This is a genomic window from Bradyrhizobium aeschynomenes (genome assembly GCF_013178945.1).
GTDB lineage: Bacteria > Pseudomonadota > Alphaproteobacteria > Rhizobiales > Xanthobacteraceae > Bradyrhizobium > Bradyrhizobium aeschynomenes.
Map to the genome: position 1 here is coordinate 35487 of NZ_JABFDM010000011.1, position 20728 is coordinate 56214.

Consider the following 20728-nt stretch of genomic DNA (forward strand, 5'->3'; position numbering starts at 1 on the left):
TGTTTTTTCACGTGGGCTGAAGTTGGAAGAAACAAGTCGTGACGGAGGCAGGATCGCAAAAACCCTATAGATCACAGCGATTTTCGGCGCCTGATGTACGTGAAAACAGCAAATAATCAACCCGCATGGATGCACCATTGATCACGATCAAACGCATGCCGGCCCGTGCCGGACAGCCTCGATCGGCCATTCGTTCGTACACAAACGATAAGGGTAATTTACTTGCCGAGATTCCGTTTTTCCAGCACTTTAATTCCGCAACATTCGACCAATCCTTGAGCAATGATTAACGCTCCGCACATCCAGCTTGCAGCCGTCACCCGCTATTGCACCGACCGCGGCATCCGCCTCGAGGTCCGGGAGGACGGCTGGTTGCTGGTGCTGGAGGATGCGACCCGGCGCCATCTCATCTTTGGCTATGATCTCGGCCTGAACAGTGCGGTGGCGCACAGATTGGCCTGCGACAAGGCGGCGACGGCCGCGCTGCTGGGGGCCTCCGGAGTTCCCGCCATTCCCCATGTGTTCTGTCTTGCGCCGGTTCTGGGAGGCCGGCCGGGCCTGGCTCCAGAGACGATCGTGGAATTGCTCGAAACGCATCCCCACGGGCTCGTCGTCAAGCCCAATGAAGGCACCTCAGGGCGGTCCGTCACCCGGGCGACGACGCTGGGCGAAGCGCTGGGGGCGGCGAAGAAGATCTTCGATACCGGCGCGAACGTCGCGATCTCGCCGCTTCTGGATATCGCCGACGAGGTCCGCGTCGTGCAACTCGATGACGCGCCGCTGATCGTCTATCGCAAGCAACGCCCCACCGTGACCGGCGACGGCGTCCGCTCGCTGCGCGACCTCGCGCTGGCGACCGCGCTTTCGGAAGAGCATGCACGCCTGCTGCGACGGCTCGATGCAGAGTTCGGTGCAGCAGCCTTAAGCGCCATTGTGCCACCTGGCGAGGAGCGGCTGCTGAGCTGGCGACACAATCTCGAATTCGGAGCACGGCCCGTGCTGCTCGGGTCGGGACCGCCGCGGGACGTCTGCGCCGCGCTGGCCAGAGAAGCGGCGCAGGCCATCGGCATCCGCTACGCATCGGTCGACCTCGTGCTGGTCGACGGATGCTGGCAGGTGCTCGAAATCAATTCGGGCGTGAAGATGGAAGCGCTCGGCCCGCATGCGCCGGAGCTGGTCGAGAGCGCCTGCTTCGCCGCGCTCGATGCGGTCTTTGGAGGCCCTCCGCGGCAGTGACGACCGGCCGGGCACGCCAGACATCCGGCAACAAGATTTCTCTAGCCTCGACCGGAATGAGGGATTAGTCTCCGATCCAAAATAAACAGTATACTGTCAATTGGGAGAGCGTCCTTGCGCATCGCCGTGCTCGGCGGCGGCCCTGGCGGGCTGTATTTCGCCTATCTCTGGAAGAAGCGGCATCCGGCCGCCGTGGTCGATCTGTTCGAGCAGAACCCGGCCGGCGCGACCTGGGGCTTCGGAGTCGTGTTCTCCGACCAGGCCCTGGAGTTTCTGCGCGCCGACGATCCCGACACGGTCGACGCGATCGCGCCGCGCATGGAGAGTTGGCGCAACATCACGCTCAATCTGCATGGTGAGAGCGTCGAGATCGACGGCGTCGGCTTCGCTGCGATCGGCCGGCTCGAACTGCTGAAACTGCTGCAGGCACGCGCCGAGGGCGTCGGCGTCACCGCCCGTTACGGCACGACCGTCCAATCGCTCGACCAGCTCGCGGGCTACGATCTGATCGTTGCCGCCGACGGGCTGAACTCGCTGGTCCGACGCAGCTTCGAAGGCGACTTCGGCTTCTCGGTCTCCTACTCCAGCAACAAATTCGCCTGGTACGGCACGAGCAAGACCTTTCCAACACTGTCGCAGACCTTCGTCGCGACCGATCGCGGCTCCTTCAACGCGCATCATTATCGCTACGCACCCGACATGAGCACGTTTCTGGTCGAATGCGATCGCGCAACCTGGCAAGCCTATGGTTTCGCCGAAATGTCCGTCGACGAATCCCGGCGCATCTGCGAGCAGGTGTTCGCCGGTACGCTCGACGGCCATTCCTTGATCTCCAATCGCTCGGTCTGGCGCAATTTTCCCTGGGTCTGGAATGAGCATTGGTGGCACCGGAACATGGTGCTGATCGGCGACGCCCTGCACACGGCGCATTTCTCGATCGGCTCCGGAACGCGGCTGGCCATCGAGGATGCGATCGCGCTCGCGAAGGCACTCGAGGCTGAAAGCAATCTATCCGACGGGCTCGCCCGCTACCAGGCGGAACGGCAGCCGATCGTGAAGAAACTGGTCACGGCGGCGCGCACCAGCGCCGAGTGGTACGAGTCGTTTCCCGGCCATATGAAGCTCGGCCTGATGGATTTCGCCTACAGCTACATCACCCGTTCCGGCCGCATCGATGACAACAGGCTGCGCACGATGGCGCCCCAGTTCATGGCCCGCTACGAGGCATCTCGCGACAAGGGAGCGCGCGCATGACGCGAGAGATTGCCGACCAGGTGCCGAGTGACAGCGCGGGCGCCCGCGAAATCGGCTTCGCGATTCCGGCGCGCTACAATGCGAGCCGCGTGCTGTTCGACAATCTCGTCAACGGCAATGCAAGCAAGCCGGCACTGATCGGCCCCGCCGGTGAGCGCAGCTACGCCGAACTATGCGCCGATGCCTGCCGCTGGGGCAACGGCTTCTTGTCGCTCGGACTCACGCGCGGCGACCGCGTCCTGCTGTTCCTCGACGACACGCCGGCCTATCCGGCTGCCTTCTTCGGCGCGGTGCGCGCGGGACTGGTGCCGCTTCTCATCAACACGCTGACACCGCCGGACCTGCTGCAATTCTATCTCGCCGATTCCGCTGCCAAGGTCGCGGTGGCGGATGCGGAATTCGCAGGGCGGTTCGATGCGCAGGCCTGCGCAGAGACGGCGCTGCAGGCGCTGATCGTCGTCAACGGCGATGCGCCGGCCACTGCCGCGCCGTCCACGGTCGCGGTTGATCGATGGCTGCCGGCATTCGCAGATCAATTGGCCGAAGCCGACACCCACCGCAACGAGATGGCGTTCTGGATGTACTCGTCCGGCTCCACCGGCCGGCCGAAGGGCATCGTCCATCTGCAGCACGACATGGCCTATAGCGAGCAGGCGTTCGCCAGGAACGTGCTGCGGCTGACGCCGGACGACATCTGCTTCTCGGTACCGAAGATCTTCTTTGCCTACGGCTTTGGCAACGCGATCACCTTTCCGTTCTCCGCCGGCGCGACGACATTGCTGCTGCCGGGCCAGCCGAAGCCGGCCGCGATTTTTGATGCGATCAGCCGCTTCCGCCCCACCGTGTTCTTCGGCTTGCCGACGCTCTATACGGCGCTCACCAAGGCCGAGGGAGCGGAGCAGGCGGACTTTTCGTCACTGCGGCTCGCCGTCTCGGCGGCCGAGGTGCTCTCGGCGGAGGTCTTCAATGGCTGGAAGAGCTTGACGGATCTGGAGATCGTCGAGGGTCTCGGCTCGACCGAGGTGCTCCATGTCTATCTTTCCAACCGCGAGGACCGGAAGAAGCTCGGGGCCGCCGGTCTGCGCGTGCCCGGCTACGAGATCGCCTTGCGCGACAGCGAGGGGCGCGACGTCGCGGCCGGCGAAGAAGGCATTCTGTGGGTGCGCGGCGATTCCAACACGCCGCTGTACTGGAACCGGCCGGACAAGACCGCGGAGACGATCCGCGACGGCGGCTGGATCTACACCGGGGACCGCTTCGTATGCGACGCCGACGGCTTCCATTTCTTCCGCGGGCGGGCCGACGACCTCGTGAAGATCTCCGGACAATGGGTCTATCCGTTGGAGGTCGAGCTCTGCCTCGCCGAGCACCCGGACATCAGGGAGTGCGCCGTGTTCGCACATGAGCTGCCGGATCGGCGGATGAGCCTGAAGGCGGTGGTGGTGACCAATGGCAGGCCCCATGACGAGCCCGGCCTGAGCAGGGCACTGCAGGACTACGTCAAGGCGAGGCTGCTGCCTTACAAATATCCACGTGAGATCGTATTCATCCACGAGCTGCCGAAGACCGGCACCGGCAAGATCGACCGCCAGGCGGTGATGCGGCTATGAGCAAAGGCTGTCCGCGGGGCATGCACGCGCGTCGGTGCTCAGCCTCCCTTGCCGAGATGCTCCAGCGCGTCCTCGGCGCGCAGCGGCACACGCGACACCTCGTTGTTGAGATCGACCAGCTGCGACAGCAGGGCCATCAGCATCTTGCGGTCTGTCGACTTCAGCGGCGCCAACATGCGCGCCTGTGCCCGGTCGACGAACGGCATGATGTTTCGCAGCAACGCCGCGCCGGCCTTGGTCAGATAGAGCAACTTGACGCGCTTGTCCTCGACCGAGGGCTTGCGCTCGACATGGCCCTTGCTCTCGAGCCGCTCGATCACGCTGCCGAGCGTGGAGCGGTCGAACGCGATAACTGCGGACAGCCTGGTGGCATCGATGCCGGGATGGTTCTGGATCGCGACCAGCGCGGCATATTGCACCGGCGTGAGATCGAACTCACGGCATTCCTCGATGAAGATCGAGACCGCGATCTGCTGCATGCGCCGGAACAGATAGCCGGGCTTGGTGTAGACCGCGTCCATCGTGATTTCGGGCGGCTTACTCGGCATCGGGCTGGCGCTCCGGAGCAGCATCGGCAAATGCCGGCATCGCCTTGGCGGCGGCTTCCGCCTGTAACAGACGCGGGAAGGCCGCGACATCGACGCCGAAGCGGCGCGCATTGCCGAGCTGCGGCACAAGGCAGAGATCGGCCAGGGTCGGCGTGGCACCAAAGCAGAACGGACCGGGCTCATGCTTGACCAGCACCTCGCACACTGCCAGGCCCTCGCGATTGGCCCAGCCGGCCCAGGCCGTGACCTTGTCCTCAGGCAGGCCGAGCTCGCGCAGGCGCGCCAACACCTTGAGATTCTGGACCGGATGGGTGTCGCAGGCGAGCACCTGCGCAAAGGCCCGGACCTGTGCCCGGCGCAGGGGATCCTTCGGCAGCAGCGGCGGTTCGGGATGCGTCTCGTCGAGCCATTCGATGATGGCGAGCGACTGGATCAGCGCGGCACCGCTGTCGTCCTCCAGCGTCGGAACGAAGCCCTGCGGGTTGAGCGCGAGATAGCCGGGAGCGCGCTGCTCGCCCTTGCGAAGGTGATGCGTCAGCTGCTCGGCTCGAAGCCCCTTGAGGTTCAGCGCAATCCTGACGCGATAGGACGCGCTGCTGCGGAAATATCCGTGCAGCTTCATCATGGCACTCCTCCCGAAACGACATCTCTGGTTGCAATTGACGCTAGCGTAATTGACAGTATACTGTCAATCAATAACGACACCTGATCGCGGGAGGCGTGCATGGCCGCAGTTTCGACACCGGAGCGCGAGGCATTCTACAAGAAGATTGACGGCGAGAACATGACCGCGCTGTGGACCGTGATGAGCGATCTCATCACCCCGGAGCCGAAAAGCGGGTGCCGCCCGCACCTCTGGCAGTTCGCCGCCATTCGCGACTATATGATCGAGGCCGGGCGATTGATCACGGCCAAGGAGGCGGAGCGGCGCGTGCTGATCCTGGAAAATCCGGGACTGCGCGGCCAATCCAAGATCACGACCTCGCTCTATGCCGGGGTTCAGATGGTGATCCCCGGAGACGTCGCGCCCGCCCACCGTCATAGCCAGTCGGCACTGCGGTTCGTGCTCGAAGGCAAGGGCGCGTTCACGACCGTCGAGGGTGAGCGCACCTTGATGCAGCCGGGCGACTTCATCATCACGCCATCGATGACCTGGCACGATCACGGCAACGAAACGTCGGATCCGATGTTCTGGCTCGACGGCCTGGACATTCCCTTGGTGCAGTTTCTCGACGCCTCATTCGCGCAGGGATCACAGGAGGATCAGCAGAAGGTGGCGCGTCCCTCGGGGGACAGCTTCGCCCGCTATGGTCACAATCTGTTACCGGTCGACGCCAAGCGTAGATCGCGCACGTCGCCGATCTTCAACTATCCCTATTCCTACACGCGCGAGGCGCTGGAGAGCGCCAAGCGCAGCGAGGAATGGGATGCGTGCCACGGCCTGAAGCTGAAATTCTCCAACCCGGAGACCGGCGACTTCGCCATGCCGACGATCGGCACCTTCATCCAGCTGCTGCCGAAGGGCTTCAAGACCGCGCGTTATCGCTCGACCGATGCCACGGTGTTCACCGCGATCGAGGGCCGGGGACGCAGCCGCATCGGTGACCAGATATTCGAATGGGGCCCGCGCGACCTGTTCGTGGTGCCGAGCTGGCAATGGGTCAGCCACGAGCCGGACGAGGATGCCGTGCTGTTCTCGTTCTCGGATCGGCCGGTGCAGGAGAAGCTCGACCTGTTTCGCGAGGATCGCGGCAATGCCTGAGCGCGCTCAACGCCAGTGCAGCAGCCGCGCCTCGAGCATGCTGATGAGCCGGCCGACGGCGAGCCCGAACAGCGACAGCATCAGGATTCCCGCCATCAGCTGATCCGTCTGCATCAGATTGCCGGCCTGCAGCACGAACGTGCCGATGCCGGTTTCGGCGCCGATCATCTCCGCCGAGACCACCAGCATCAGCGCCACCGACGCGGTGATACGGAAGCCGGCAAGGATCGACGGCAGCGCGCCGGGCCAGATCACCTTGCGGACGATGGTCGCGAACGGCACATCGAAACTCTGCGCCATGCGGATCAGATTGCGCGGCACCGCATCGACGCCGCTGTAGACCGAGATCGTGGTCGAGAAGAACACCCCGAGCGCGATGGTTGCGATCTTCGGCTGCTCACCGATGCCGAGCCACAGGATGAGCAGCGGCAGCACGGCGATCTTCGGGATCGGGAACAGCGCCGAGACGAAGGTGATGCCGACGCTGCGCGCGATCCGCCACAGTCCGATGGCGAAGCCGACGGCGATGCCTGAGGCGGTGCCGAGCGCCCAGCCGGAGAGAATGCGCAGCAGCGATACCGACACGTGCTGCCACAGCGCCCCGCTCTCTGCGAGTCGAAAGAGCGCGCGCAGGATCCCGAGCGGGGTCGGCAGGAACAAGGGATTGACCAGCGCGAGACTGCCGATCAGTTGCCATAGGCCCAGCGCAGCGGCGAGGGCGAGCAGGCCTGCCCAGCGGCTCGCGGCCGGTGTGAAGCCGCCGCCACGGAAGCGCACCGGTCTCGTCGTCGCGCCGTCGGTGGTGCGGACCGCTTCGCCCGTCGCACGATCAAGCATGCTGGACCTCGCGCTCGGCATCGATGGCTTCGGTCCGGATCAGCGACCACAGCTCGTTCTGCAGCTCCAGCAATTGGGTTCGCACCGATGCCTCGTCGCGCTCCCGTCGTTTGACAGGAACGCTCACGACCTTCCGGATGCGGCCGGGACGGCGCGACAGTACGACGATGCGGTCGGCGAGCCGCACGGCCTCTTCGAGATTATGCGTGACGTAGACGGCGCCCATCGTTCCGTCGGCGAGCAGATCGACGAAATCCTCCATCAGCAGCTCGCGGGTCTGGGAGTCCAAAGCCGACAGCGGTTCGTCCATCAGCAGGATGGCAGGCCGCACCACGAGCGCCCGGGCTATGCCGACCCGCTGACGCATGCCGCCGGACAGCTGCTTCGGAAAGACAGCCCGGAAGTCGAGCAGCCTGGTCCGACCCAGGGCGTCGTCGACGGCTGCGGCCCGCTGTAGCGCCGATTGCGACGTATGCAGCAGCGGGAACGCGACATTCTCCGCGACGCTCGCCCAGGGCAGCAGTGCAAAGTCCTGGAAGACGAAGGTCAGGGGATTGAGGCTGCCGGGCGGCGGTGCGCCGCGGAGCAGCGCCCTTCCCGCGGTCGGCTGCAAGAGCCCGCCGAGGATCGAGAGCAGCGTGCTCTTGCCACAGCCGGAGGGGCCGACGATGGCGACCACCTCGCCTGCCCCCACCGTGAAGGACACATCATGGAGCACGTCCAGCGCATCGAAGCGGTGACTGATGGTCTCGGCGATCAGATCCATGTCAGACGGTTCCGGCCCAACTCTGGCCCTGCATATCTCCGCTCAATCCGGTTTCACCAGCTCTTTGGCGATGATCGCGGCCGCGTCATAGCCCTGGTCCGCAAAACCCTGCGCCTGAAGCCACTTGATCTGGCTGTCGATGTTCTTGACGTCGAGCTTGCCGTCGGGATCGATATAGGCGCAGTTGCCCACCACCTGCTCGACCGGCAGGTTGGTGTACTTGCCGATGATTTCGAGCAGCGGCTTCGTTCCATCGTCGATTGCGGCATTGCCGTCCTTCACCGAGGCAAGCACCACGTCATGATACTCGCGCTCGGCGCGCTGCAACGCGGCGAGCAGCTTGCCCACCGCGGCCGTGTTCGCGAGAGTCTTCGGTCCAGCGAAGACGCCGCTCACCTGCCAGGGCGTCTCGTCTCCGACCCATCCGAAATGCTTGACGGCACCTTCCTCCATCAGCTTGCGCGCGACCGAGACGGGCATCAGCGCCGCATCGACGGCCTCTCCCTTGATGGCAGCCGCCATGTTCGACATCGATTGCAGCGGCACGATCTTCACGTCCGCGAGCTTGAAGCCGTATTTGTCGGCGAGGAGTCCGACGGAGTAGTGAAAGCTCGACCCCACTTGCGTCATCGCCACGCGCTTGCCGGCAATGTCCTTGGGGGTCTTGAGACCGGCCTCATAGGCCTTGTTGCTCGCGAAATAGCCGATCAGCGGATAGCCGGGGCGATCGCGGCTCATGCCTGCAATGATCTTCAAGGCGCCCTTGCCCGCAAGATTATAGAGCCCGGCCGTGAACGCGGTGACTCCGACATCGACATCGCCGGTTGCGGTGGCCACCGCGATCGGTTGCGCCGCATCGAAGAACTTGAGCTCGACATCCAACCCGGTCTCGCGGAAATAGCCTTTGTCGAGCGCGATGAAGACCGGGGCTGACGACGACAACCTGAGCACGCCGATCCGAAGCTTGGCGTCGTCGGCCTGCGCGGCGGTGATCGACGCAAATGTCCAAAGGGCCGCCAAGACCAGGTTCAGGTGTCGGAACATCAAGCTCTCCAAGATCCGTCCACCTCACGGCTTCAGCCCGGCGGTGTCCGCAGACTTGTTGCAATATTTCGAACCGGATGTCGCGCAAATTTTCGGAGAGATCGGCGGCTTGGAGGCCCGCAGGCCTGCCCGCGCTCGGCACGAAATCTCCTTCACACCTGCCCCGGTCGGGGCCGGCCCGGCAGCCGAGCTTTTCGCAAGTGCGGTGGAGGGACTACCCGACCGGCGACGCCCCGCGCCGCCAGCTTGCCGATGCCACCATCGATCGCCGAGATCGCCATCTCGACTGCATAGAGGGCGGCTGATCTCCCAGACTGGAGAAAGTGATCATCAGCCCGTCGAGCGTCACGACGTAGAAGCCGGTTCGCCAGTCCGCGTCGTCGCAGAATCTGCCGTCGGCCTCAGAACGTCTTGAGCTCGGGCTTCTCGCCGTTTGACAGAAAGGTCCCCTCGAACCGGCCGGTCTCGCTATCCGCCGTACATTCGAGCAGCGACGGCCCCTTGAACGGGTTTCCATGGCGGCAGCGGCCCTTGGCCTTGAGCCGATTGATGCTCTGCTTAGGGCTCTGACCGACGATCACCATGTCGACCGGCGTGACGATCTTGTCCGGCCCGGGCCTCTCCTCCAGATCGCCACGATTCGAGAAGGTGATCACGCCGCCGTCCAGCAAAGTGAAATAGAAACCGGTCCGCTGGTCGTCGTAATCGGTGTTGAGCAGGACCCCCTTGCAGTCGGCGCTGCGATCTCGATCCGCAATCACGAGCTTCTTGCAGGTCCCTTTCACGATTGCCATGCCGGTCAGGCGAGGGGCGGCAAGCCCTGGATCTGTCGACATCCAGATGCAGCTCATAGCAAACACGGGCACCGCCAGCGCTGCGGATTTCATCGTCGGCCCCTCCACCCAGACCCTTCCTCTTGACTATGTCTCAACCTCTGATGACAGCCAAGTTCTTTTTTTGTTCTCATTCAATTTCTTCGGAATGGCGGGCGCGGGTCCGACCCGGGGAACGTCAGGAGTCGCGGGCGCCCAGGCCATCGGCCCATGACGCAAATGTCAACGTAAGCTCGTCCATGACGGCCAGATCGTCCCGGCCCGAACGCGCAGGGACGTGGAAGGCGTGATCAGCCTGCGCGATCAGATGCAGCGTCGCGCGCCGCTCCAGCCGCTTGACGACGGGCTCGAGCAGCTCCGTCTCCGCCAGCTTGTCGCGCGTGCCCTGCAGAAACAGCATCGGCAAAGCAACCCCGTCGAGGTGATCGGCGCGCGCGACCGACGGCTTGCCGGCGGGATGCAGGGGAAAGCCGAGGAAGGCCAGGCCTGCGACGCCCGGGAGCGGCAGGACGGATTGCGCCTGCGACGTCATGCGCGCCCCGAACGATTTGCCACCGGCAATCAGCGGCAGCCCGGGGCAGAGCCGCGCTGCCTCCGCCACGGCCGCCCGCACCGTGGCCTGCGCGAGCGCCGGGGGATCGGGCCGCTTGCTGCCCTTCTCCATGTAGGGAAACTGGAAACGCAGCGTCGCGACGCCGCGGCGGGCGAGGCTTTCCGCCGCATCGTTCATGAAGGTGTGGGTCATGCCGGCGCCGGCGCCATGCGCGAACACGAAGCAGGCGCGCGCCTGCGGCGGGGCGAGCAGCAGCGCGGACACGGGGCCCGCGCCGGCGACTGGGATGCTGAGAGGCCGCGAGGCGTTCATGGCGTCATGCTTGCAGTTGCGGTCCGCCGCGCGTCAACTCTCATCGTCATCACAGCGAACGGCGCAGTCACGCCGTCTCGCCCGGCTCTGGTGTGGTGACGATCAGGCCGCGGTCCGGATCGTCTGCAGGAAATCATCGACGTTGCTCTTCAGCGACGCCGCCTGTTGCTGGAGAGCGGCGGCTGCCGCCAACGCTGCTTCCGCGCCGGCATCGGTCTGTCCGGCCACGCTGCGGACGTCGCCGATCTCCTGGGTGACCGCCGCCGTGCCGCTGGCCGCCTGCTCGACATTGCGCGCGATCTCGCTGGTCGCAGCCCCCTGCTGCTCGACCGCAGCCGCGATCGCATTGGAGATTTCGGCGATCTCGCGCACCGTGGTGCCGAACTGCGCGATCGCGCCGACCGTCTCCTCCGTCGCGCTCTGGATGGTCGCGATCTGGCTCGAGATCTGCTCGGTGGCCTGCGCAGTCTGCGAGGCGAGGTTCTTCACCTCGCTCGCGACGATCGCAAATCCCCGGCCTGCTTCGCCGGCGCGCGCCGCCTCGATGGTCGCGTTCAGCGCGAGAAGATTGGTCTGGCTCGCGATCGCCTGAATCAGCTGCACGATGGTTCCGATCCGCTCGGCGGCGCTCGACAGGCCGTCGATCAACTCGGAGGTCCGCTGGGTTTCCTGCGTCGCCCGACCCGACACGGCAACCGAACGCTGCACCTGGGCGGAAATTTCGCGGATCGAGGCCGCCAGCTCCTGGGTCGCCGAGGCCACGGTCTGCACGTTGACGGAGGCCTGCTCGGCCCGGTTGGCAACCGCCTCCGCAAGGCCACGTCCACGCTCGGCCACGCGTGCCAACTCGCTCGCGCTCTGGCCCATCTCGGTCGCACGCCCGCCGACACCGGTGATGACGCCCTGCATGCCCTGCTCGAAGCGCCCGGCCAGGTCGGACATCATCCGGGTGCGCTCGGCTTCCGCCGCCTCGCGCTGGGCCGCGGCCTCCTGCTCCATTCGGCGCACGGCAAGCGCATTGTCGCGGAACACCTCAACGGCCCGCGCCATCCGGCCGATCTCGTTGCGCTGCTCGCCGCCGGGGATCGGCTGCTCCAGCTCGCCTGCGGCCAGCGACTGCATACGGTCCGTCATGCTGCGGATCGGGCCCGACACGCTGGCGCCGATCAGCCAGGCCAGCACTGCGCCGAGCACGAGGGCGCCGGCCGCGGTGACGATCACGGTCTGCCTCGTGTCCTCGACCGCGACAGCCGTCCGGGCTCCCTGATCCACGCGCGCCGTCCCCAGCTGCTGGTTGATCCGACCGACATGCCCGTCGATCGCCGCACTCGCCTTGACCAGCTCGGCCTGCTTGGCACGCAGATCAGCTGCAATCTTGATGACCTCTTCGAAAGCCGCGGCGTCGGCCGTCATGGCCTCCTTGAGCGACGCGACCAGCCCCTTCAGCTTGGCGTCGTCGACAGCGGCGAGCTCAGCCTCGGAATCGGCGATCGCGAGCCTCGCATAGACGAAGGTGAGCCTGGCGTCCTCGGCATCGTTGGGGGACAGCGTGCTCGTGTAGCGCATGACTGCGACGCGCGCCGCGTCCACGACGCTGGCAATACGCAACGGGTTGAGCAGCGGCTCGCTGCCCGCACGATTGGCGAGCGCGACCTGGATGCCACCGACATTGACTCCGGCAACGGCGCCTAACGCCTCGGTCTTGTTCGTCGCCGCACGGAGTCTGTCGACAGCTTCGGCAGCGGCCGCGAACGAGGCCCGATAGGCCGCGAGCTCGGTCCGCACCGCGCCGACGCCATCGGCGATGACCTTCAGCTTGCCGGATTGCTTCTCGACCTCCTCGGCGAGTCCGCCGACCGCGTCGATGGCCTTCCCGGCGATATCCTTGTCGCCGACGCTCCAGGTGCGGATGAACTTCTCGACCGCACCGTTGGCACTGAGCAGCGCGGCGCGGACCCGCGACATGCCGGCATCACCCGCAGCGCTCGCGACGAGCTCATCCACGGTGCCGCCAATGCGGCCGACCTGGATCATGGCAAAGCCGCCGAGCAACACGAGGAAGCTCAGGATCAGCGCAAAGCCGCCGAAGATTCGCGGACGGACGCCGATCAACGACATCAGGGAAGAGAGTTTCATGGGATTGCCCGGCTGTTACGGAGTAGACCTGATGGTGGCAAGCAGCTCCTTGCCGAAGCGCTTCTCGAATTCGGGATCCAGCGGCTTGACCGCATCCACGAAGGACTTCCGATCGAACGTCTCGATGACGTCCATACCGCCCTTGCGCAGATCGACCAGCTTCTCGGCATCGAGCTCGGCCTTCCAGGTCACCTCCGCCGCGACTCTCGCGGCTGCGATCAGCGCCTCGCGCTCGCTCGCGTCCAGATGATCGAACATTGCGCGGTTGGCGACGAAGACGATCGGCGCAAAGAAATGGCCGGTCAGCGTCAGATGTTTCTGGACCTCCTCGAAGCGATTGGCCGCGATGGTCGGCACGGGATTCTCCTGACCATCGAGACGTCCATCCTTGAGCGCGGCATAGACCAGCGGAAAGTCCATCGGCACCACTTCGGCGCCCAGCGCCTTGAAAGTCATCTGATAGACCGGGTTGGGAATCACGCGAATCTTCAGACCCTTGACGTCAGCGACGGAGCGAACCGGTCGCTTCGAGTTGGTCAGGTTGCGGAAGCCCTGCTTGCCCAACGCCAGCAGCACCAAGCCCTTGTCGGCGAACTTCGCGCCGATCGCGGCGGCGACCGGTCCCGTGGCGACGGCCTTGGCATGGGCCGTGTCGCGAAACAGGAAGGGAATGTCGAACACGCCGAGCTCGGGAACGACAGCGCTCGCGATGCCTCCGGACACGACCGCGATATCGACCGCGCCGCTCCGTGTTGCAGCCAGCACGGCCGCTTCGCTGCCGAACGAGTTCCCGGCGCGCTCGTCGATGATGAGCCGTTTGCCAGCGAGCGCCTGCAGCCTGACGCGGAACTCGTCAGACCCGACCTGCTGCGGGTTCTGCGGCTGCGAATTGAAAACCAACGAGACCATTCGCGGTGATGCTGCGGCGTGATACGGACCGAGCAAGGCTGCGGTCATCAGTCCGGCAAATAAAATCTCTCGTAGCTGTCTGCGCATGAGATCCCGAGCTCGTTGTTCTCGGCGCAGTCTAGGAGGGAGGTATGGTTAAGGCGTTAAGAAGCGAGCTCATGCTGATGTCGTCGAAGTTTCGACTATCGTAGGTTAGTATCAGTAGCTCTTGCCGTGACACGTCACTCTGCGGCGCCTTCGGAGTGATGAGCCCGTAGAATTACGGGCTCATCATCAACAGTCGCCGAAAAAAGGTCGCCTGGCTCGTAGCTACGACCGGGGGCATCTTCTGATAAATAGAATTCATCGCGGACACCGCAAGAGGAGACGCCGTCAGCGGCGCATCGCGCCCGACAGAAGCACTCTGACTCCATCGACCGACGGAACGGTCTCGAGCAGCGCGTGTGCGACATCCGCAGCCATGATCGGCTTGTAGTTCGCGGGGATGAGGAAGCCGATGAGCTTGTTCAGCCTGTTGCCCCATTCCTCCCCCGGCCGGTCAGGCTGCCCCAGTTCCGCCCGCGCGCCGACCAATAGCGAAGGCCTGGCAATGACGAGGCCCGCGAAAGGCAGCGCGGCCAGATCCTGCTCCAACTCACCTTTCACGCGGCTGTAGAAGACGCGCGATTTCGCATCGGCGCCCATTGCGCTGACGAGCCCGACCCGTTTGGCGCCGCTCGCAAGCGCGGCCTTGGCAACGGCGAGGTTCGCATCGTGATCGACGGCACGAAAGGCGGCCTGGCTGCCGGCGACCTTGATGGTCGTGCCGAGCGCCAGATACAGCTCATCGGCGGCAGGCAGAGCCGGGAGTGCGGCGAAGTCCACGGCGTGGGCGGTCAGCTTGGGCGAAACAACCGCCGGCGCGCGGCGGCCGACGGCGTGGACGTGCTCGACGGACGGATCGGCGAGCAGGCCGCTCAGAAGCTCACGGCCGACGAGGCCGGTGGCTCCGGCAATGATCACGGTGCGCTTTGACATCTCCGCTCCCCGGCCAGCAGGCTGGGAGAAGGTAGGCATTGCCCGCCCGGTTCGGAAGGTGGCCTCGTACTTTTCGTTCAACGCCGCGGAAGGGAGCTCCATTCCGCGACGTGCTACTGATGATGGGCGTCGGGGCGCTTACGCGCCCTTGCGGCGCTCCGCCGCCCTGGCCATCGCCGCGGCAAACGCGCCGCCGCCCGACGATTTCTCCTCGCGCGTGGTCATGCGGGAGGCCGCCGGCGGACGGGCGCTGGTACGCTTCTCGCCCTTTGCAGGCAGCGGATCGGACAAACGAAGCGTCAACGAGATGCGGTTGCGCGGCACGTCGACGTCCAGCACCTTGACCTTCACGACCTGGCCCGGCTTCACCACCTCGCGCGGATCGTTGATGCGCTTCTCGGACATCGCCGAGATGTGGATCAGACCGTCCTGGTGCACGCCGATATCGGCGAAGGCGCCGAACGCGGCGACGTTGGTGATCGTCGCCTCCAGGATCATGCCCGGCTTGAGATGCGTGATCTTCTCGACGCCCTCCTGGAAGGTCGCGGTCTTGAACTCCGGACGCGGATCGCGGCCGGGCTTGTCCAACTCCTTGATGATGTCGGAGACGGTCGGCACGCCGAAGCGCTCGTCGGCGAACTTGGCCGGGTTGAGCGTCTTCAAGGTCTTGCTGTCGCCGATCAGAACCTTGATGTCGCTCTTGGTCGCTTCGAGAATCTTCTTCACGACCGGATAGGATTCAGGGTGCACCCCGGAAGCATCGAGCGGATTGTCGCCGTCACGGATGCGCAGGAAGCCGGCGCACTGTTCGAACGCCTTCGGGCCCAATCGCGGCACGTCCTTGAGCTTGTCGCGGGTCGGGAACGGCCCGTTGGCATCGCGATGCGCGACGATGTTCTGCGCCAGCGTCTCGCCAATGCCGGAGACACGCGCCAGCAGCGGCGCAGAGGCGGTGTTGAGATCGACGCCGACCGCGTTCACGCAGTCCTCGACGGTCGCATCGAGCGCGCGCGCCAGCTCATACTGGTTGAGATCGTGCTGATACTGGCCGACGCCGATCGAGGCCGGCGGCACCTTGACGAGTTCGCCGAGCGGATCCTGCAGGCGGCGCGCGATCGAGACCGCGCCGCGGATCGAGACGTCGAGATTGGGGAATTCCTTCGCCGCGAACTCCGACGCCGAATAGACCGACGCGCCGGCTTCCGACACGATCGCCTTGGTCAGCTTCAGGTCCGGCTTCAGCTTCATCAGGTCGGCGACCAGCTTCTCGGTCTCGCGCGACGCCGTGCCGTTGCCGATCGCGACCAGCTCGATGCGATGCTTGATGCAGAGCTGCGCGAGCGTGAGCATGCTCTCGTTCCACTGCCGCTGCGGCTCGTGCGGATAGATCGTGGCATGGTCGACGAACTTGCCGGTGCGGTCGATCACGGCGACCTTGACGCCGGTGCGGAAGCCCGGGTCGAGCCCGAGCGTCGCGCGGCCGCCGGCAGGCGCCGCGAGCAGGAGATCGCGCAAGTTCGCGGCGAATACGCGCACCGCTTCCTTCTCGGCCTCCTGCCACAGCCGCATGCGGACATCGAGCGCGAGCGACGTCTTGATGCGGGTGCGCCAGGCCCAGCGCACGGAGTCTGACAGGAACTGATCCGCCGGGCGGCCCTGGCGCGAGATGCCGAAGGTCACCGCGATGCGGTTCTCATACAGCGATGGATCCTTCGAATCCTCCGGCTCGCCGTCGCCGAAATCGAGCTGCAGCACCTCTTCCTTTTCGCCGCGCAGCATCGCCAGGATGCGGTGCGACGGCAGCTTGGTGAACGGCTCGGAGAAATCGAAGTAGTCGGCGAACTTGGCGCCCTCGGTCTTCTTGCCGTGACGCACCGAGGATTTGACGGCGCCACGCGTCCACATCTCCTCGCGCAGCGAGCCGACGAGATCGGCATGTTCGGCGAAACGCTCGACCAGGATCGCGCGGGCGCCGTCGAGCGCGGCCTTGACGTCCTTGACCGGATTGTCGCCGTCTTTCTTGATGAACGCCTTGGCTTCGTCTTCCGGATTCTTCATGGGGTCGCCGATCAGCATGTCGGCGAGCGGCTCGAGCCCGGCCTCCTTGGCGATCTGCGCCTTGGTGCGGCGCTTTTCCTTGAACGGCAAATAGATGTCTTCCAGACGCGCCTTGGTGTCGGCGGTCGCCAGTGCCAGCTCGATCTCCGGCGTCATCTTGCCCTGCGACTTGATGCTCTCGATGATCGCGGTGCGCCGTGCATCCATCTCGCGCAGATAACGCAGTCGCTCCTCCAGCGTACGCAGTTGCGTGTCGTCGAGCATGCCGGTCGCTTCCTTGCGGTAGCGCGCGATGAACGGAACGGTCGCGCCGCCGTCGAGCAGATCGATCGCGGCCTGGACCTGGGCATCCCTGACGGAGAGCTCAGCGGCGATGATGGAGGCAAAATTCGACACGGTGTTCTTCCGAGATTCGTGACGGGGCTGATTGGATAGGAGTCCGCGCGCGCCGGCGCAAGCGGGTGGCGGACGCTCTGTGGGCAACCGTGGCAAAAAAGACCGGTTGCGAATCATGTAAAACGCTGTCGCAGCCGAGCCATCTCGTTGCGCGCGCGAAGCAAATCGCGGATTCTCTTGGACTGAGGGACGATTCGTGCAGGCAGCGGCCGCGACATATCTCGACGATCTCAATCCGGAGCAGCGCCGCGCGGTCGAGCATGGCGGTGCGCTGGCCGCACCGGGGCCGCCGCTGCTGATCATCGCGGGCGCAGGCTCCGGCAAGACCAACACGCTGGCGCATCGTGTCGCGCATCTGCTCGTCAACGGCGCCGATCCGCGCCGCATCCTGCTGATGACCTTCTCGCGCCGCGCGGCCAGCGAGATGAACCGGCGGGTCGAGCGCATCGCGCGAAAAGTGCTGGGCGGCCAGGCCGAAGCGATCACGTCGGGGCTGACATGGGCCGGCACGTTTCACGGCCTGGGCGCGCGGATGCTGCGCGAATACGCTGAGCGCGTGGGCCTCGATCCCGTGTTCACGATCCATGATCGCGAGGATTCCGCCGACCTGATGAATTTGGTGCGGCACGAGCGCGGCCTGTCCAACACGCAGCGGCGCTTTCCGACCAAGGGAACCTGCATCGCGATCTACTCGCGGTGCGTCAATGCCGACATGCCGCTCGACGAGGCGCTGGTGCGGCACTTTCCCTGGTGCGCGGAATGGGCCGGCGAGCTCAGGGGCTTGTTCGCGGCCTATGTCGACGCCAAGCAGGCCAACGCCGTGCTCGACTACGACGATCTGCTGCTCTACTGGGCACAGATGATGGCGGATGAGAGCATCGCCCGCGAGATCGGCGACCGCTTCGACCACGTGCTGGTCGACGAGTATCAGGATACGAACCGGCTGCAGTCGCAGATCCTGCTGGGGTTGAAACCAACCGGCGCGGGTCTCACGGTCGTCGGCGACGACGCGCAGTCGATCTACGCGTTTCGCGCCGCCACCGTGCGCAACATCCTGGAATTTCCCGATCAGTTCAGCCCGCGCGCCGACATCGTCACGCTCGACCGCAACTACCGCTCGACGCAGCCGATCCTCTCCGCGGCGAATGCCGTGATCGGGCTGGCGCGCGAGCGCTTCACCAAGAATTTGTGGACCGACCGCACGGCCTCGCGCAAGCCGCAGCTGGTGACGGTGCGCGACGAGACCGACCAGGCGCGCTACGTCGTCGAGCAGGTGCTGGCCAAGCGCGAGGAAGGCATCGTGCTGAAGCAGCAGGCGGTGCTGTTCCGGACCTCGTCGCACTCTGGTCCGCTGGAGTTCGAGCTGACGCGCCGAAACATTCCGTTCGTGAAGTTCGGCGGGCTGAAGTTTCTGGATGCGGCCCATGTCAAGGACATGCTGGCCTGCCTGCGCTTCGTCGAAAACCCGCGCGACCGCATCGCCGGATTTCGCGTGCTGCACCTGATCCCGGGCATCGGCCCGGCCTCGGCACAGCGGCTGCTCGATGCCGCCGGCGAGAGCGCCGATCCGCTTCGTGCGTTGTGCGCACAGCCGGCGCCGGCGCGCGCGGGCGAGGATTGGGCGGCGTTCGTGCGCATGCTGGAGCAATTGCGGGTCTCGGACTGGCCCGCCGACATCGAGCGCGTCAGGCACTGGTACCAGCCGCATCTCGAGCGCGTGCACGAGGACGCCGAGGTGCGTAGCGCCGATCTGCTGCAGCTCGAGCAGATCGCCAGCGGCTATCCCTCGCGCGAGCGTTTTCTCACCGAGCTGACGCTCGACCCGCCGGACGCGACCTCCGACCAAGCCGGAGTCCCCTTGCTCGACGAGGACTATCTGATCCTCTCCACCATCCATTCCGCCAAGGGCATGGAGTGGAATGCGGTGCACGTGCTCAACGTCGTCGACGGCTGCATGCCGTCTGATCTCGGCGCCGGCTCCAGCGCCGAATTGGAAGAGGAGCGCCGGCTGCTCTATGTCGCGATGACCCGCGCCAAGGACGACCTGCATCTGCTGGTGCCGCAGCGCTTCTTCGTCCATGGCCAGCCTGTGCGCGGCGATCGTCATGTCTACGCCTCGCGCACGCGGTTCATTCCGGAAGCGCTGGTGCCGCTGTTCGAGCGCGTGAGCTGGCCGAAGGTGCAGGCGGGGCCGGCATATGCGAGCGCGGGACCGCGGATCGATCTGGGTGCGCGAATGCGCGAGCGGTGGCGGTGAACGAACGCGGCAGCAGCGCTCCTACGGTGCCAATGATTGCGCCCTCTCCCCTTGTGGGAGAGGGCTACACAACTGATAGCCACGAACTCGCTCGGGTGAGGGGTTCGTGCCGCAAATTCAGGCCGGAGTTCGTGGCGACCCCTCACCCGGCTTTCATGCTTTGCATGAAAGCCGCCCTCTCCCACAAGGGGAGAGGGTGCACCGTTTGCGTGGCGAGGAGTTCGGCACCAACTCATCATGAATTGGCCTTCGTGATCCACTGCGTCCGAAACCACGCCAGCGTCTGCCGTGTAACGGCCACGTACCCCTCCCCGCGATACTTGATCTCACCATCGACGATCGCATGCAGCTTCGGCAAGGCGTGGAACGGCACGGCCGGATAGGCGTGGTGCTCGACATGGTATGGCATGTTCCAGGCGAGCCAGTGCACGAATTGCGTGGTGAAGGTGGTGCGGGTGTTGTGGAAGGCGCTTCGCGTGTGATCGCAGCCGGTGTGTTCGGCATAGAGATAGGGCCGCAGGATCAGTTGCCCGAGCAGCAGCGGGAGCACCCAGACCCACAGCAGGAGCGCGCTGTGCAGCGCGAGCGAGCCGAACAGCAAGAGTGCGTAGCCGGCGACGTAGACGCGGGCCTCGCGCACGATGATCGCGCGGCGGCCGGCAGGCACCCAAGGCACGGTCACCTCGCCGGTTACGGCGTGCTTCACCACCAGCCTGAGACGGCCGACGACCTGCACCAGCCCGGAATAGGCAATCGCGAGCTGCGTTTCGGAGCGCGGCTTGGGGCCGACAATCAGTTCGGGATCGCGCTGGGGATCCTGGGTGTGGCGGTGATGCTCCCAGTGGAACAGGCAGTAGTACTCATAGGGCAGCCCGATCAGGAAGCCGGACAGATTGCCGACGGCGACATTGAGCCGGCGGCTGTCGAACGCGGTCTTGTGCGCGGTCTCGTGCACCGCCATGAACAGGAACGCGATCAGCACGCCCTGCGCCGGCAGCAAGGGCAGCGTCCACAAGACCCCATGCGTCGATGCGACCGCTCCAATCAGCGCTCCCATGCCGATGATCGCGCCGTAATGGCTCAGCGTGCGCAACGCGCCCTTGAGGTTGGAGCGCGTGCAGAGCTGCTGCAACACCGGCGGGGTCAACAACTTCGGACGGGGCGCAAATTCGTCGGTGGGCACATCGGTCATGACAGATA

General features: G+C 65.3%; 17 protein-coding genes. 5 read left to right on the top strand and 12 right to left on the bottom strand.

Annotation, left to right across the window (positions count from 1 at the left end; genetic code table 11):
- Positions 1-282: 282 nt before the first annotated feature.
- The 3 genes from HL666_RS26530 to HL666_RS26540 all read left to right on the top strand — a co-directional run bounded on the left by HL666_RS26530 (position 283) and on the right by HL666_RS26540 (position 4100).
- Entirely contained in the window at positions 283-1236 is a 954-nt protein-coding gene (locus HL666_RS26530) for an ATP-grasp domain-containing protein (RefSeq protein ID WP_172184454.1), read from the top strand.
- 114 nt (positions 1237-1350) lie between these two features.
- Positions 1351-2490, top strand: a complete 1140-nt coding sequence (locus HL666_RS26535; RefSeq protein ID WP_172131394.1) for an FAD-dependent monooxygenase — start codon at positions 1351-1353, stop codon at positions 2488-2490.
- The gene (locus tag HL666_RS26540) at positions 2487-4100 is read left to right on the top strand and encodes a benzoate-CoA ligase family protein (protein WP_172184456.1); all 1614 of its coding nucleotides are present in this window, start codon (positions 2487-2489) and stop codon (positions 4098-4100) included. The genes HL666_RS26535 and HL666_RS26540 overlap by 4 nt, the downstream gene beginning before the upstream one ends.
- 38 nt (positions 4101-4138) lie before the next feature.
- Here the strand turns inward: HL666_RS26540 and HL666_RS26545 are convergent, their stop codons facing one another.
- Entirely contained in the window at positions 4139-4648 is a 510-nt protein-coding gene (locus HL666_RS26545) for a MarR family winged helix-turn-helix transcriptional regulator (protein WP_172184458.1), read from the bottom strand.
- A complete protein-coding gene (gene maiA, locus HL666_RS26550) occupies positions 4638-5270 on the bottom strand; it encodes a maleylacetoacetate isomerase (RefSeq protein WP_172184618.1) in 633 nt (210 codons plus the stop codon). The genes HL666_RS26545 and maiA overlap by 11 nt, the downstream gene beginning before the upstream one ends.
- A 102-nt stretch (positions 5271-5372) precedes the next feature.
- On the opposite strand from maiA, the gene gtdA reads away from it, so the two are divergent.
- Positions 5373-6410, top strand: a complete 1038-nt coding sequence (gtdA, locus tag HL666_RS26555; RefSeq protein ID WP_172111717.1) for a gentisate 1,2-dioxygenase — start codon at positions 5373-5375, stop codon at positions 6408-6410.
- A 6-nt stretch (positions 6411-6416) separates the two neighbouring features.
- Here gtdA and HL666_RS26560 read toward each other — a convergent pair whose 3' ends face one another.
- From HL666_RS26560 to HL666_RS26600, 9 genes are all read right to left on the bottom strand, one after another.
- On the bottom strand, positions 6417-7247 hold the full coding sequence (locus tag HL666_RS26560; protein WP_210262196.1) for an ABC transporter permease: 831 nt from the start codon (positions 7245-7247) through the stop codon (positions 6417-6419).
- Positions 7240-8013: an ABC transporter ATP-binding protein gene (locus HL666_RS26565; protein WP_172111718.1), complete on the bottom strand. Its 774-nt coding sequence runs from the start codon at positions 8011-8013 to the stop codon at positions 7240-7242. The genes HL666_RS26560 and HL666_RS26565 overlap by 8 nt, the downstream gene beginning before the upstream one ends.
- 42 nt (positions 8014-8055) lie before the next feature.
- On the bottom strand, positions 8056-9057 hold the full coding sequence (locus HL666_RS26570; RefSeq protein ID WP_172184460.1) for an ABC transporter substrate-binding protein: 1002 nt from the start codon (positions 9055-9057) through the stop codon (positions 8056-8058).
- Positions 9058-9458: 401 nt separating this feature from the next.
- Complete coding sequence (locus HL666_RS26575) at positions 9459-9944, bottom strand: hypothetical protein (RefSeq protein ID WP_172184462.1); 486 nt, start codon at positions 9942-9944, stop codon at positions 9459-9461.
- Between the two features lie 124 nt (positions 9945-10068).
- Positions 10069-10755, bottom strand: coding sequence for an alpha/beta hydrolase family protein (locus HL666_RS26580; protein ID WP_172184464.1), 687 nt, complete (start codon positions 10753-10755; stop codon positions 10069-10071).
- A gap of 102 nt (positions 10756-10857) precedes the next feature.
- On the bottom strand, positions 10858-12873 hold the full coding sequence (locus HL666_RS26585) for a methyl-accepting chemotaxis protein (protein WP_172184620.1): 2016 nt from the start codon (positions 12871-12873) through the stop codon (positions 10858-10860).
- Positions 12874-12906: 33 nt separating this feature from the next.
- Positions 12907-13887 carry a TRAP transporter substrate-binding protein gene (locus HL666_RS26590; protein WP_172111722.1) on the bottom strand — a complete coding sequence of 327 codons (981 nt, stop codon included), beginning with the start codon at positions 13885-13887 and terminating at the stop codon, positions 12907-12909.
- Between the two features lie 285 nt (positions 13888-14172).
- On the bottom strand, positions 14173-14919 hold the full coding sequence (locus tag HL666_RS26595; RefSeq protein WP_246741631.1) for a Rossmann-fold NAD(P)-binding domain-containing protein: 747 nt from the start codon (positions 14917-14919) through the stop codon (positions 14173-14175).
- A 36-nt stretch (positions 14920-14955) separates the two neighbouring features.
- Positions 14956-17271 (bottom strand): Tex family protein, encoded by a 2316-nt coding sequence (locus HL666_RS26600; RefSeq protein WP_172184466.1) that lies wholly within the window; start codon positions 17269-17271, stop codon positions 14956-14958.
- Positions 17272-17467: 196 nt separating this feature from the next.
- Here HL666_RS26600 and HL666_RS26605 point away from each other — a divergent pair, with 196 nt between their 5' ends.
- Complete coding sequence (locus tag HL666_RS26605; protein ID WP_172184468.1) at positions 17468-19528, top strand: ATP-dependent helicase; 2061 nt, start codon at positions 17468-17470, stop codon at positions 19526-19528.
- Positions 19529-19763: 235 nt separating this feature from the next.
- Here HL666_RS26605 and HL666_RS26610 read toward each other — a convergent pair whose 3' ends face one another.
- Positions 19764-20720 (bottom strand): fatty acid desaturase, encoded by a 957-nt coding sequence (locus tag HL666_RS26610; RefSeq protein ID WP_172131405.1) that lies wholly within the window; start codon positions 20718-20720, stop codon positions 19764-19766.
- Positions 20721-20728 lie beyond the last annotated feature (8 nt).

Coding starts and splice junctions, on each gene's coding strand:
- HL666_RS26560 (WP_210262196.1), bottom strand. CDS start 7,247: ATGCTTGATCGTGCGACGGGCGAAGCGGTCCGCACCACCGACGGCGCG.
- HL666_RS26540 (WP_172184456.1), top strand. CDS start 2,487: ATGACGCGAGAGATTGCCGACCAGGTGCCGAGTGACAGCGCGGGCGCC.
- HL666_RS26570 (WP_172184460.1), bottom strand. CDS start 9,057: ATGTTCCGACACCTGAACCTGGTCTTGGCGGCCCTTTGGACATTTGCG.
- gtdA (WP_172111717.1), top strand. CDS start 5,373: ATGGCCGCAGTTTCGACACCGGAGCGCGAGGCATTCTACAAGAAGATT.
- HL666_RS26590 (WP_172111722.1), bottom strand. CDS start 13,887: ATGCGCAGACAGCTACGAGAGATTTTATTTGCCGGACTGATGACCGCA.
- HL666_RS26565 (WP_172111718.1), bottom strand. CDS start 8,013: ATGGATCTGATCGCCGAGACCATCAGTCACCGCTTCGATGCGCTGGAC.
- HL666_RS26530 (WP_172184454.1), top strand. CDS start 283: ATGATTAACGCTCCGCACATCCAGCTTGCAGCCGTCACCCGCTATTGC.
- HL666_RS26545 (WP_172184458.1), bottom strand. CDS start 4,648: ATGCCGAGTAAGCCGCCCGAAATCACGATGGACGCGGTCTACACCAAG.
- HL666_RS26595 (WP_246741631.1), bottom strand. CDS start 14,919: ATGGAGCTCCCTTCCGCGGCGTTGAACGAAAAGTACGAGGCCACCTTC.
- HL666_RS26575 (WP_172184462.1), bottom strand. CDS start 9,944: ATGAAATCCGCAGCGCTGGCGGTGCCCGTGTTTGCTATGAGCTGCATC.
- HL666_RS26610 (WP_172131405.1), bottom strand. CDS start 20,720: ATGACCGATGTGCCCACCGACGAATTTGCGCCCCGTCCGAAGTTGTTG.
- HL666_RS26580 (WP_172184464.1), bottom strand. CDS start 10,755: ATGAACGCCTCGCGGCCTCTCAGCATCCCAGTCGCCGGCGCGGGCCCC.
- HL666_RS26585 (WP_172184620.1), bottom strand. CDS start 12,873: ATGTCGTTGATCGGCGTCCGTCCGCGAATCTTCGGCGGCTTTGCGCTG.
- maiA (WP_172184618.1), bottom strand. CDS start 5,270: ATGAAGCTGCACGGATATTTCCGCAGCAGCGCGTCCTATCGCGTCAGG.